The sequence below is a fragment of the Curtobacterium sp. SGAir0471 genome (assembly GCF_005490985.1).
Lineage (GTDB): Bacteria > Actinomycetota > Actinomycetes > Actinomycetales > Microbacteriaceae > Curtobacterium.
This window is the reverse complement of sequence record NZ_CP027869.1, coordinates 635,258-648,031: the sequence shown is the minus strand read 5'-3', so window position 1 is coordinate 648,031 and position 12,774 is coordinate 635,258. Positions and strand designations below refer to the sequence as shown.

The window sequence follows — 12,774 nt, the reverse complement described above, 5'->3', positions numbered from 1 at the left end:
CCTGTCAGGCGACCCGGGCCGGACTCGGTGCACCCGACGTCGGGGCGAGTTCGGCGGCCTGGCGGAGCGCCTCGATCATGCTAGCGACATCGGCCTTGCCCGTGCCCGCGATGTCGAACGCCGTGCCGTGGTCGACCGATGTGCGGATGACCGGGAGCCCCACCGTGATGTTCACCCCGGCCTCGATCCCCAGGACCTTCACGGGGCCGTGCCCCTGGTCGTGGTACATGGCGACGACCAGGTCGTAGTCCCCGCGGCCGGCGAGGAAGAAGAGGGTGTCGGCCGGCAGCGGTCCGACGGCGTCGATCCCGTCGGCGCGTGCGGCATCGACCCCCGGAGCGATCTTCTCGGCCTCCTCGCCGTAGCCGAACAGGCCGTTCTCGCCGGCGTGCGGGTTGATGGCCGCGACGCCGATCCTCGGGTGCGGGTTGCCCGCGCGCACCAGGGCCTCGTTGCCCCGCCGGATCGTCCGCTCGACGAGGCCCGGTTCGATGCGCGCCACGGCATCGATGAGCCCGAGGTGGGTGGTCACGTGGACGACCTTCAGCTTCGCCGTCGAGAGCATCATCGAGACCTCGTCGACGCCCATGAGCTCCGCGAGCATCTCGGTGTGGCCGGGGAACACGTGGCCGCCGGCGTGCAGCGCCTCCTTGTTCAACGGCGCCGTGCAGATCGCCTGGACCGTCCCCGCCGCCGCGGCCCTGCAGGCGACACGGATGTACTGGAAGGCCGCGTCGCCCGCGACCGGCGAGAGCTTTCCCCACGGCAGGTCCTCGGGCAGGAGTCCGAGGTCCACCACGTCGACGACACCGTCGTGGTGCCCGGCGTCGGCAACGTCCTCGACGACGTTGAACGTGACGTCGACGCCACGGATCGCGGCGGCCTGGCGGAGACGCCCGAGGTCGCCGATGACGACGGGACGGCAGACCGCCCGGACGTCCGGTGACATGACGGCCTCGACGACGATCTCTGGACCGACACCGGCCCCGTCGCCCATCGTGACGGCGACGATCGGAGTGGCGTTCATCTCAGTGCTGCCTTTCGGTTCGTGCGGCCCTCGGCCGCTTCGACACGGCTCGTGGCCGCGGACGGGTCGTCTCGGGCGGCCTGGAGGAACGCGGCCGCGTCGAGCAGGTTGGTGGCGGTCCCGAAGCTGCCGGGTCGCGTGACGACACGACGGCCGTCGTCGGCGCGCGAGACGACGCAGCCGACCTCGACGGCACCCTCGGGAACGATGGTGGCGATGTCGAGGCGGGTCAGGACGGATCGCGCCGTCTCGCCACCGGTCAGCACCAGGGCAGACCGGCCGCTGATGGCGGCGGCCACGATGCCGAGACCGTCGGCGAGCCGGCGGGCGAGGTGCGGGACCGGGTCGTGCCGGTCCTCGACGCAGATCGCCACGGCTCCGGCACGCAACGCCGATCGCGCGGCGGTGATCGCGGGGTGGTCGATGTCGTCGACCTCGCGGCGGTCGACGGCGCGGAGCAGGACGTCGCGCGGCACGGGCACGACGGGGACCCCGCCCACGGCGAGGGCCTCGAGCTGCGCGGTCGCCTCGGTGCTGGCCGTGCCCACGACGAGCAGGACGGGCTGGCATCCACCGGTGGGCGCCGACCGCTCCCGGGGATCCGCGACGATCGGGTCCGCAGCCTGCGCGCCGCGGAGCCGACCGACTGCCGCAGCGATCCCGCCGGAGCCGACGACCGTGCAGTCCGCGCCGTCGAGCGCCGCTGCGATCCGGTCGAGATCGTCGTCGGTGACGGCGTCGAGCACGGGGACCTCACCGGTGCCGATCGACCGCTCGACCGCGTCGAGGACGGCGTCGCCGCCGGCGCGCACGACCGCGAGCGGGACGGAACGGGCTCGCGGTCCGACCGCGGCCAGCGGACCGGGGACGACCCGTGCCTCCAGGCCGTGCAGTCCGGCGTCCGCGACCGGCCTGCCGCGGACGAGGAGCCGACCGTCGACGACCGTCCGTCCGAGTGCCGGGAGCGCGGAGGCGACCACGACGCGTGCGCCGGCGTCGGCGAGCCCGTCGACGACGTCGCTCATGCCGCCGCGCAGTAGCGAATCGGTCTTCACCAGCCGGACCGGTGCTCCTGCCGCTCGCATCCGCAGCGCTGCCTGCGCGACGGCGGCGCGACGCGAGGTCGGCTCGAGTGCTCGTGTGTCGCAGTCGAGGACGAGGTCGGTCGAGGAGTGCGCGATGTGCTCGAGCGCGGCGGCGAGTGTGAGGGCGACGGTCGCCGAGCTGTTCCCGAGGACGGCGGCGATCTCTGCGGCTCCGGACAGGTCGTCAGCGATCGCGGCGAGGCGGTTCGACATCGGACCCCTCCTCGGGCTCGGTGGTTCCGCCGGTCCTGTGGAGTCGGCGTGCACGAAACACGCTATACGACTTGCGTGAAACACGCAAGAGTGGTGTGCTCGACAGGTCGGGACGCGCGCGACACGACGATGCGTCGCCCGTCGGTACCCGACCGAGAGGAACCCAGTGCGAGACATCGACATCCGAGGCCGCCGGCTCGCCCCCGCCGTCCTCGGCACCATGACCTTCGGCGACAGCGTCGACGAGTCCACCGCGGCCGAGATGGTCGACCGCTTCCTGGCGGCCGGCGGAACCGGCGTCGACACGGCGAACGGGTACGCCGGTGGCCGGAGCGAGGAGATCATCGGCTCGGTGCTCGCCGAACGCCGCGACGACGTCGTGCTCGCGACGAAGGTCGGCATCCCCAACCCGGATGCCGTGGGCGCTGCTCCCCTGTCCGCCGTGGCGATCGACCGGTGCGTGCACGCGAGTCTGCGGCGGCTGCGCACCGACCGCGTCGACGTGCTCTACCTCCACCAGCCGGACCGGTCGACGCCGGTAGCGGAGACGCTGGCGGCTGTGCAGACACTCGTCGACTCGGGCGAGGTCCGCACCTGGGGCGTCTCGAACTTCTCCGCGTGGCAGATCGCGGAACTGCGGCACGCGGCTGAGGGACTCGGTCTCGGTGCACCGGTCCTCGGGCAGCAGGTCTACAGCGTGATCGCGACCCGGATCGACGACGAGTACGCCGAGTACGCCAGGAGCACCGGCCTGCGGACGGTCGTCTACAACCCGCTCGGCGGCGGCCTCCTCACCGGGAAGCACCGTGCGGACGAGCAGCCGTCGGAGGGGCGGTTCGGGTCCTCGCCCCTCGCCGGCATGTACCGCACGCGGTACTGGAACGACGAGGTCTTCGCCGCCGTGGAGCAGCTGCGGACGATCGCCGAGGGCGCTGGCATCCCGATGGCGGAGCTCGCACTGCGGTGGACGATCGGCCGACCCGTCGTCGACGCGGTCCTGATCGGGGGGTCGCGGATCACGAACATCGCAGCCAACCTCGCGGCGCTGGCGACGGGCGCACTCCCGGAGGACGTGCAGGGGGCCGTCGACGACGTGGCCGCGTCACTCCGCGGGCCGATGCCCGCCTACAACCGCTGACGCGACCGTGCGACGGACGGGAGGCCCGGTGCCAGCTGGCACCGGGCCTCCCGTCCGTCTGTGGTCGCGGTGGTGGAGCGCCTCAGCCCAGCCCGGCCGCCTGGTCGGCGCGCACGGTCTCGGCGATCTTCGCGAGCGCGGCGTCACCGAGCAGGTTGAAGGGTGCGCGGCAGGGTCCGACGGCCTCGCCGGCAGCGTTCGTCGCCGCCTTGACGATCGTGTTCGGGTTGCCGAGCGTGAAGAGGTTGCGCAGCGACCGGATCGACGCCTGCGCGGCGCGGGCGCCCTCCAGGTCACCGGCGGCCCAGCGTCGGAAGATCTCCACCATCGTGCGCGGGTAGACGTTCGCGACGGCGGTGATGCCGCCCGCGCCGCCGGCCTGCAGGGTGGGCAGGACCAGCGAGTCGGTCCCGGCGAGCACCGCGAAGTGCTCGGGGTCGGTCAACTCGATGACCTGCAGGATCGCGTCGAAGTTCCCCGACGAGTCCTTCACACCGGCGATGGTGTCGAGCTCCGCCAGCCGGGCGACGGTCGCGGGGGCGATGGTGTTCCCGGTCCGCGCGGGGATGTTGTAGATGAGCACCGGGATGTCGACGGCCTCGGCGACCGTGGCGAAGTGCCGGTACAGCTCGTCCTGCGACGCGGCGGCGAAGTACGGCGTGATGACCGAGAGCACGTCCGCACCCGCCGCCTGCATGCGCTGGGCGATGCGCACGGTCTCCTTGGTCCCGACGGCGCCGGCGCCGCCGTAGACCGGGACGCGACCAGCGGTGGCGTCGACGACGGCCTCGAGGACGGCGAGTCGTTCGTCCTCGGTCTGCTGGAAGAACTCGCCGTTGGTGCCGAGGCAGAAGACTCCGTCGGCGCCCGCCCGGACGGCGCGGTCGGTGTGCACGCGCATCTGGTCGAGGTTGAGCGACTCGTCGTCGTGGAAGGGGGTGACGAGTGCGTGGATGCTGCCGCGGATCGTGGTGGTCACTTCGGGTGCTCCTTGTCGGCGTGGTTGCCAGGGGGCGGATGGGGGGGGTCAGGAACGGGGTTGCTGCATCACGTGCACGGCGAAGCCGCCGAACTCCCCCGCGAGGTAGATGTTCTGCAGCCGTCCGTCGTCGAAGCGGGCAGCCGTCTCCTCGTCGAAGGCGAAGCCCTTGGCGGTGAGTTCGTCGATCGCTGCCTCGAGGTCGGCCGTCGACATCCCGATGTGACCGTGCGTGCCGAGGTACTGCGACCGCACGCACTCGAAGAGAGTGCCGGCGAACTCGGACTTCTTCCCCTGGCGGGGGTCGAGGTTGAACATCAGGCAGAAGAGGTCGCACAGTTCCTGCGCGGCTGCGGCGTCGGGGTTGTTGATGCCCACGTGGGCGAGCTCGAAGGTGTTCTTCACGGGAGGCCGTGCTTCCTGTTCGGGGTGGCGGTCATGGTCGGGCTCGATCACATCGGGAAGAGCAGGAGGGCGCCGGCGGTCAGTGCAAGCAGGCGGATGAAGTACATCGGGATCGTGAACTTCCAGAACTGGAGGAGCGAGTACTTCCCGACGCCCATCACCATCGCGGGGAGCCCATCGATCGGGAGGAAGTGCCCGTTCCACCCGGAGATGACGATGGCAACGGCCGCTGCCGCTGGGTTGAGCCCGAGGCTGACGCAGGTCGCGATCGCCAGGGGCGCGAAGACGTAGACCGTGCCGATCGTCGACCCCGTGAGGGTCGCGAGGACACTCGTCAGGACGCAGAAGGCGAACACCAGCAGGAAGGGGCTGACGTTGCCGCCGAGCAGACCGGCGACGGACTCCCCGACCAGCTTCGTGAGCCCGGTCGCGCCGAGCGCCTCGGCGATGCCGATGACGCCGGCGGACATGATGATGATCGGCTGGCTGATGGCGTCGCGGATCTCGGTGAAGTCCAGGACCTTCATCACCAGGAGGAGCGCCACGGAGAGCCCCGTGATCGCGTAGCCCGCGTCGCCGATGTAGCTGTACGAGATCATGCCGGCGATCGCCAGGACGAAGCAGGCGTACGTCGCCAGCTGCTTCCGACGGTCCAGCGTCGGCGGGGTCACCGTGGCGGTCGCACTCGACGCAGCGGTCGCAGTGGCGTTCGCCTCGGCCGCGTGCGGGCCCGGCGCCGCAGGATCGCTCGCCGGGTCGCCGTCCGTGCCGGCTCGGTCGGTCCTGGCGGCGGTCGTCCGGGCACCGGCCAGGGCCGGCTCCTTCGCACCGGTCGTGCTCGCGGTGCCGGCATCTTCGTCGGTGATGGCGTGGTCGGGCAGCAGCCGGTACGCGATGAGGCACCAGACGAGGAAGCCGAGGCTGAGCACGAGGTTGACGATCGAGAACCGGACGAGGTCGATGTTCTCGCGGACACCGGCCGCTTCGAGCACCGCGACGACGATGCCGTACTGGAGCGCCACGTTGAACGGCAGCATCGGGTGGTTCGCGGCGAAACCGGCCGGCATGAGGACCTTCGACGGCGGCAGCTTCTTGTTGTACGCGAGCGTCGACAGCAGGCCGATGACCAGCACGTAGTAGGCCGTGGACCCCGTGCCGAAGATGCTGCAGCCCACCATGACGAACACGACGATGAGGACGTAGGCCCGGAACCCGCCCTTCGTCCCGAGTCTCGTGATCATCCGTTTGAAGCCCGAGACGAGGTCGGTCTTCTGCAACGCGGCGATCACCGCCATGAACGACGCGAGCATGATGATGGTCGCGTTCGCGAAGCCGCTGAAGGCGACGTTGATCGGCACGACGCCGAACACCACCATCAACAGGCAGGCGATCAACGGTGGGACGCCGAACGGCAGGCGGTCGATCATGATCAGCACGATCATGAAGACGGTGATCGCGAGGGCGAAGACCATGGGGAGGGTCATGCTCGCTGCTCCTTCGCAGTGAGGTCCGGACCGGCGGAGGTGGACGGCGTCGACACGATCTCCGTGAGGACGTCAGCAGGGAGGTACACGTGCTTGATCGACTTGCGGTGCCACGTGTAGGCGACGTGCAGTCCCCCGGCCGGGTCGGGGAGCACCGAGGGGTAGGACAACTCGCGGTTGCGTGACTCGCGGCTGTTGTTCGAGAGGCAGTACCCGTCGCCGTTCTCGATGTCGTAGGCGGTCGGCCAGGACCGTCCGTCCGGGCTCGAGACCACGAGCGTCATCGGCGCACGAGGCGCACCCCAGAACGCGCTGGGACCGTCAGCGTCGAGCGCGGGTTCGGCGACCCGCGGACCACTGTCGGCCGCGAGGCCCTCGTCGTCGATCTCGTCGTACAGGGAGACACGGCGGCTCGTCGCGTCGTCCTTGCTCGAGTGGTTCATCACCATCGCGATCCGGCCGTCGTCGAGGGAACGCGCCTGGATCGAGGAGTTGTTGTTCGGCAGGTCGATCGGACGGCACGGCTCCCACGTCATCCCGCCGTCCATCGAGGTCGACTCGTACACGTGGTCCGCCCAGCGGGAGCGGAAGCACGCCCAGAGCACCCCGTCCTCGCGCGGCACGATGTTCATGTGCACGCACCCGGTCGACTCGGGCACGGCGACCTCGGACCACGTCTGCCCGCCGTCGTCCGAGTACCAGACCGAAGCCGTGTCGTCGTTGCCGACCCACTTCTCACCGGGCACCGTCCGACAGTTGAACACCGGGAGCAGGATCCGACCGCTCTCGAGCACGACTGGTGCTTGGCGCACGAACACGCCGACCGGAGCATCGCGACCGAGCAACGGCGCCGGTTCCCCCCAGGTCTCGCCGCCGTCGCGGGAGACACGTCGTCGCACCTCGGACGTGTCCTGGTTCCCGGCGAGCTGCGCGGTGTACAGCAACCAGACGGCGCCGTCGGGCGCGGTGAAGAGGATCGGGTTCTGCTCGGAACGCGCACTGTCGAAGCTCAGCTGGACGGGCTCGAGCCAGCGGTCCGTGCGGGCCGGGAGGCGCGACAGGTGGATCGAGATGTCGGAGACGCCCTCCTGGGTGCCGCCGAACCACACGCAGGCGAGGTCTCCCCCGGGCAGGAACGCGAGGTTCGCCGCGTGACACTGCACCGTCGGGGTCGGGAGGAGCGCTTCTGCGCCCCCGTCGGACCGGGCTCGCAACAGCCCGTCGAAGTCACTCATGCGGGGGTCCTCCAGTCGACGTTGACGGTGGGCACCGAAGGATCGGTGCTGCGCGCTCATCCTGACAGACCTGCTCGAAGTGCGCAATGGCCCTGCGCGTCATGCGCACTCTCCGGCCGTTGTGCGCGAGTGCATGTGCCGTTGTCGCTCGAAGTACGCGATCGTCGCCACGCTCACGGGTCAGCACCGCCCCGTCGCCCCCGCGAGCCGCGAGGAGGTGGACCCGGCGCACCACAGGTCGTCGTCGGGGCTCTCGAGGAGGCGACGGGGCGCGTCGCGACAGCCGTCGAGGAGGGAGGCTGCCCGGCGTCGACCGGACCGACGCCGCGCTCCGCCTCCAGGATTCGAACCCGGACCTAACGGCACCAAAGGCCGTCGTGCTGCCGTTACACCAAGGCGGAACACCCCGTGGAGTGCCCGACCATCCTCCCATGCCCGGCTCTGTCGGTCGCGCCTCGTACAGTTCCGGCATGTTCACCGTCTCGGGGCGACGGCCGTCCTCGCACCGACCTGTTCCTACCTTCCCGCAGGTCGTCGACCTGGTCGTGATGCCAGATCGCGCTCGTCGGCCGAATCACCCTCAGGCAATTCGGACCGCTGCCGCCGTGGTCGGAGCGGTCGAGGTCGCGGTGTCCATCGCGCTCCTCTCTGCGGCGCTCACGACGCCCTCACTCGCGGGCCTGTTGACCGTTCCGGTCGCTGCGGTGCTCGTCGTGTTGGGTTCCTACTGCGCGGCAGCCGGTATCCCGGCTGCGCATCGGCGTCGAGCGCTCTCGGCGCTCGACGGCGTCCTCGTCGTCCTCTTCTGGTCGAGCGGTGTCCTGGCGGTCTGCTTCGGCGTGTTCGGCGCCTGGACGCTCGCGGCGGTGGTTCCGGGTGGACCGCAGCGCTTCTGGTTCGGAGACGATGCTCCTCCCGCCCCCACCACCGTCGCGATCAGCACGTTGCTCGCGTTCATGTCGCTCGCGATGGTGTTCACGACTGCACAAGCAAGAGCGCCCGAGTACTCCGGCGTCCTGAGTTTCCGACGTGGAAGCGTCCTGTTCCCCGTACTCGTGACCAGTCTCGTCGCGATCGCGTACGGAGCGGCGGCGATCTTCGTCGCAGCGGAAGCTGGTTTCGGAACGACGGCGGTCTTCGCCACGGTCGTCCTCGCGGGGGCCACCGCCCTGGTGAGGAGTTTGTGGAGCACACATCGACGAGTGTCAGAGGCGAAGGCTGAGTTACTCGAGACCGTCGACGCACTGCTCCTCGCTCTGGCTGGAGGCGAGGACCGGGTGATCGACGAACACGGACTCGCGTTCAACCGCGCCTACTCCCGGACGACTGCTCTCCGCCACCCCATGCTGCCGCAGCCGATGCGGGGCGCGCTCGACCTGGTCCTCAGTCGTGCGGTCGACGTTCCGCTGTGGGACGTCGACACGCTCGAGAACGCTGTCGGAGGTGCGTTGCGGCATCTGACCCGCGACGATTGCCGACGCCTGCTCGCAGATGGAGCTTCGCTCGTACGCTCCGCGCTGCGCACGACGCATTGATCCTGGGGCCGCCGTTCGGAGGCTGGCCGCGCGGCACCGGTTCGGCCAAGATGGAGGGATGCCGCAGCAGGACGAGGTCGACCGGATCGTCGCAGCGTGGGGTCGGGAGCGGGGCGACCTGGACTTCGGGCCGCTCGAGGTCCTGTCCCGCGTCGACCGGCTCGCCCGGCACCTCGACCGCGCACGACGGGCCGCGTTCGACGCGAGCGACGTCGAGCCGTGGGAGTTCGACGTCCTGTCAGCGCTGCGGCGCGCGGGCGAACCGTACGAGCTCAGCCCGAAGGCGCTGCTGCAGCAGACCCTGGTGTCGAGCGGCACGATGACGAACCGGGTCGACCGGCTCGCGGCGCGAGGGCTCGTGAACCGGCGGACGGACCCGCGGGACGGTCGGGGCATCCTCGTGTCCCTCACGGCGAGCGGTCGCGCGGCCGTGGACGCCGCGATCGCGGACCTCCTCGAGGCCGAGCGCGCGATCCTGTCCGGGGTGTCCGAGGACGAGCAGGCACAGCTGTCCGGGCTGCTCCGACGACTCATCCTCGGGCTCGGCGACTGACGGCAGCCGGTCCGGCGTAGCTTGCGCGGCATGCACGCCATCACCATCGCCGTGGCCGACGCCGGACGCTCGGCATCGTCCCACCGCGCGCTCCTCGGCATGGACGGCAGCGGCGTCATCGGGACCGAGTACCCGTCGGGCGACATGGAGGCCGGGGGAACCACCGCGATGTTCACGCTCGACGACGGGCTGATCATCAGCGTCTACGGGCGCGAGGACATGCGGAAGGACTCCGGCGTCGCACTGGCCGAGGCACCGAGCACCACCATCGGGCACTTCGAGCCGTCGCAGGAGGCCGCACAGGCGTTCCTCGACCGTGCGGCAGCCGCCGGAGCGACGATGCTCGCGGCGCCGTACACGCGCCCGTGGGGCATGTGGTCCGGCTTCTTCCAGGACCCAGTCGGCCACCTCTGGGAGGTCGTGGCGAACCCCGGTGGCGGTGACCCGGCCGGAGCGGACCCCGAGCAGGACAGCATCGACCCGGAGTCGATCGAGTAACGTCTCCCGACCCTGACCTGCCCTACGGTTGCGACATGGACAGAGGGCGGGCCGTCGTCGGAGCGAGCATCGTCGGGGCACTCGTGCTCGCGGCGAGCCTCGCGATCGAGCTCGCACCCGCCCGGGGACTGTCGACGGACATCCTGGGTGGCTGCGTGAGCGGCACCTTCGCCGACGACGACAGCGACGCAGCCGCCTGGTTCCTGACGGCGTTCGCGAACGACACCGCCCACGGCGTGCACGTCCGCACGGTCCGGGTCGACACCGTGCAGGGCGTGCGGCTCGAACACCTCGCGCTCGCGCCGCACCCGACCGCCGACGCTGCCGGGCTCACCGTCACCGAGGACGCCGTGCGCCCGTCGGAGTACGGCCGGACGGTACCGGTCGACAGCGGGGTCGTCGTCCCGCCGCACGGGCACCTCGACGTCGTCGGTCGGTTCGTGCTCGACTCGGACCAGCGCGCCGGGTTCGTCCGCGCCGTCGTCGTCACCGAACAGGACCAGCTCGGACGGCTGCGCACGGTCACGGATCCGTCCGCCTACGGCGTGGGCCGGGGCGAGGACCTCGAGCCGACCGAACTCGGCTGCGAGGGTTCCTGAACCGGGCCACCCGGTAACGCTGCGTCGGTCGGGCTACGGGTATCCGACCGGCGGCCCCCGTTACACCCCGAGCAGCTCCGCCACCTCGAGCCACCGCTCCTCGAGCTGCTCGACCTCGGCATCGAGGGTGCCGAGCTTCGTCTGCAGCGCCCCGAGCCCCGCGTAGTCGGACTGGTCATGGGCCGCGAACGCGTCGAGCAGCTTCTGCCGGTCCTGCCCCGCCTTCGCGATCTTCCGGTCGAGCGCCGACATCTCCTTCTCCGCCGCGCGCCGGTCGGCACCGGTCAGACCGGGTGCGGCAGGGGCACTCGACCCGGCCGCAGCCCCGCCGGGGCCGCCCGCCGGAGCGGTGTCGGGCCTCCCGGCCGAGGCGGCGGCAGCCGCAGCTGCCGTCTGCGGGACGGAACCCGACGCACGCAGCCGCATGTACTCGTCGACCCCGCCGGGCAGGTGCCGCAGGTGCCCACCGAGGACCGCGTACTGCTGGTCGGTGACGCGCTCGAGCAGGTACCGGTCGTGGGAGACGACGAGGAGGGTGCCGGGCCAGGTGTCGAGCAGGTCCTCCATGGCGGCGAGCATGTCGGTGTCGAGGTCGTTCGTCGGCTCGTCGAGGATGAGCACGTTCGGCTCGTCGAGCAGGATGAGCATGAGCTGCAGACGGCGCTTCTGCCCGCCGGACAGGTCCTTCACGGGCGTCGACAGCTGCTCCGAGGTGAAGCCGAGCCGCTCGAGCAGCTGCGACGGCGTCATCTCCTTGCCGTCGGCGACGTAGCTCGTCTTCTTGCGGGCCACGACCTCGCGGACACGGTCGTCGGCGAACTGCTGCAGGTCGGCGAGCTGCTGGTCGAGCACCGCGACCTGGACGGTCTTGCCCGTCTTCACGCGGCCCGTGGTCGGCTGCAGTTTGCCGGACACCAGGTTGAGCAGCGTGGACTTGCCCGCACCGTTCGGACCGAGGATGCCGGTCCGCTCCCCCGGCGCGATCCGCCACTCGACGTCGCGCAGGATGACGTCGTCACCGAACGTGACGCCGACGTCGAGCAGGTCGACGACGTCCTTGCCGAGACGGGCGGTCGCCATCTGCGACAGGGCGACGGTGTCGCGGATCGGCGGCACGTCGTCGATCAGCGCGTTCGCCGCGTCGATGCGGAACTTCGGCTTGCTCGTCCGCGCCGGGGCGCCGCGGCGGAGCCATGCGAGCTCCTTGCGGGCCAGGTTCTGGCGGCGCTGCTCGCTCGCCGCGGCCTGCCGGTCGCGCTCGACGCGCTGCAGGATGTACGCCGCGTACCCGCCCTCGAAGGGCTCGACGACACCGTCGTGCACCTCCCACGTGTCGGTCGACGCCGCGTCGAGGAACCACCGGTCGTGCGTCACGACGACCATGCCGCCCTGGTTCGACGACCACCGGCGGTTGATGTGGTCGGCGAGCCACTGGATGCCCTCGACGTCGAGGTGGTTCGTCGGCTCGTCGAGGAACAGCACGTCCCAGTCGCCGACGAGCAGCTTCGCGAGCGCGATCCGCCGCCGCTGTCCACCCGAGAGGTCGTCGACCGTGGCGTCCCACGGGATGTCCGACACGAGCCCGCCGATGATGTCGCGGATCTTCGGGTCGCCGGCCCACTCGTGCTCGGCGAGCTCACCGACGACGATGCTGCCGACGGTCGCCCCTGCGGGCAGGACGTCGCGCTGGTCGAGGTACCCGACGGTCAGGCCGCGGCGGTGCGTGACGCGGCCGGCGTCCGGCTCGAGGCGCTGGGCCAGCAGGGCGAGCAGGGTCGACTTGCCGTCACCGTTGCGGCCGACGACGCCGATGCGGTCACCCTCGTCGAGGCCGAGGGTGACGCTGTCGAAGACGACACGGGTGGGGAACTCGAGATGCACGTTCTCGGCGCCGAGGAGATGAGCCACCCGTCAAGGGTAGGCGGCGCGGGCGCGTGTGCGCGCCGCGGGGCGGCGGCGCGGGCGGTGCGCGGCGCGGGCCGGAGGTGTCGAACCAGGGATCCGACATCGAACCAGGGCGGGC

The 12,774-nt window shown here is 70.9% G+C and carries 12 protein-coding genes and 1 tRNA gene; 5 read left to right on the top strand and 8 right to left on the bottom strand.

Going from position 1 to position 12,774, the window contains the following annotated elements:
- Positions 1–4: 4 nt before the first annotated feature.
- Both pdxA and C1N91_RS16835 read right to left on the bottom strand, forming a co-directional pair.
- A complete protein-coding gene (gene pdxA / locus C1N91_RS16840; RefSeq protein WP_217496456.1) occupies positions 5–1,027 on the bottom strand; it encodes a 4-hydroxythreonine-4-phosphate dehydrogenase PdxA in 1,023 nt (340 codons plus the stop codon).
- The gene (locus C1N91_RS16835; protein WP_217496455.1) at positions 1,024–2,325 is read right to left on the bottom strand and encodes a four-carbon acid sugar kinase family protein; all 1,302 of its coding nucleotides are present in this window, start codon (positions 2,323–2,325) and stop codon (positions 1,024–1,026) included. The genes pdxA and C1N91_RS16835 overlap by 4 nt, the downstream gene beginning before the upstream one ends.
- A gap of 166 nt (positions 2,326–2,491) precedes the next feature.
- Here C1N91_RS16835 and C1N91_RS03090 point away from each other — a divergent pair, with 166 nt between their 5' ends.
- On the top strand, positions 2,492–3,463 hold the full coding sequence (locus C1N91_RS03090) for an aldo/keto reductase (protein ID WP_254678319.1): 972 nt from the start codon (positions 2,492–2,494) through the stop codon (positions 3,461–3,463).
- Positions 3,464–3,545: 82 nt separating this feature from the next.
- On the opposite strand, the gene dapA is transcribed toward C1N91_RS03090, so the two are convergent.
- The 5 genes from dapA to C1N91_RS03065 all read right to left on the bottom strand — a co-directional run bounded on the left by dapA (position 3,546) and on the right by C1N91_RS03065 (position 7,967).
- Positions 3,546–4,442, bottom strand: coding sequence for a 4-hydroxy-tetrahydrodipicolinate synthase (gene dapA, locus C1N91_RS03085; RefSeq protein WP_137766556.1), 897 nt, complete (start codon positions 4,440–4,442; stop codon positions 3,546–3,548).
- Positions 4,443–4,490: 48 nt separating this feature from the next.
- The gene (locus tag C1N91_RS03080; RefSeq protein ID WP_137766555.1) at positions 4,491–4,847 is read right to left on the bottom strand and encodes a VOC family protein; all 357 of its coding nucleotides are present in this window, start codon (positions 4,845–4,847) and stop codon (positions 4,491–4,493) included.
- 47 nt (positions 4,848–4,894) lie between these two features.
- Positions 4,895–6,331 carry an SLC13 family permease gene (locus tag C1N91_RS03075; RefSeq protein ID WP_137766554.1) on the bottom strand — a complete coding sequence of 479 codons (1,437 nt, stop codon included), beginning with the start codon at positions 6,329–6,331 and terminating at the stop codon, positions 4,895–4,897.
- The gene (locus C1N91_RS03070; protein ID WP_137766553.1) at positions 6,328–7,566 is read right to left on the bottom strand and encodes a sialidase family protein; all 1,239 of its coding nucleotides are present in this window, start codon (positions 7,564–7,566) and stop codon (positions 6,328–6,330) included. Before C1N91_RS03070 ends, C1N91_RS03075 begins: the two co-directional genes overlap by 4 nt.
- A 329-nt stretch (positions 7,567–7,895) precedes the next feature.
- Positions 7,896–7,967: transfer RNA gene (locus C1N91_RS03065), tRNA-Gln, on the bottom strand.
- A gap of 69 nt (positions 7,968–8,036) precedes the next feature.
- Between C1N91_RS03065 and C1N91_RS03060 the strand changes: the two genes are divergently transcribed.
- Genes C1N91_RS03060 through C1N91_RS03045 form a run of 4 tightly spaced genes read left to right on the top strand, consistent with a single transcriptional unit; the run spans position 8,037 to position 10,751 of the window.
- On the top strand, positions 8,037–9,101 hold the full coding sequence (locus tag C1N91_RS03060; RefSeq protein WP_137766552.1) for a hypothetical protein: 1,065 nt from the start codon (positions 8,037–8,039) through the stop codon (positions 9,099–9,101).
- 58 nt (positions 9,102–9,159) lie between these two features.
- Positions 9,160–9,654 carry a MarR family winged helix-turn-helix transcriptional regulator gene (locus tag C1N91_RS03055; protein WP_137766551.1) on the top strand — a complete coding sequence of 165 codons (495 nt, stop codon included), beginning with the start codon at positions 9,160–9,162 and terminating at the stop codon, positions 9,652–9,654.
- A 30-nt stretch (positions 9,655–9,684) separates the two neighbouring features.
- The gene (locus tag C1N91_RS03050) at positions 9,685–10,152 is read left to right on the top strand and encodes a VOC family protein (RefSeq protein WP_137766550.1); all 468 of its coding nucleotides are present in this window, start codon (positions 9,685–9,687) and stop codon (positions 10,150–10,152) included.
- A gap of 35 nt (positions 10,153–10,187) precedes the next feature.
- Complete coding sequence (locus C1N91_RS03045; RefSeq protein ID WP_137766549.1) at positions 10,188–10,751, top strand: hypothetical protein; 564 nt, start codon at positions 10,188–10,190, stop codon at positions 10,749–10,751.
- 60 nt (positions 10,752–10,811) lie between these two features.
- Here C1N91_RS03045 and C1N91_RS03040 read toward each other — a convergent pair whose 3' ends face one another.
- Complete coding sequence (locus C1N91_RS03040; protein ID WP_137766548.1) at positions 10,812–12,659, bottom strand: ABC-F family ATP-binding cassette domain-containing protein; 1,848 nt, start codon at positions 12,657–12,659, stop codon at positions 10,812–10,814.
- Positions 12,660–12,774: the final 115 nt, after the last annotated feature.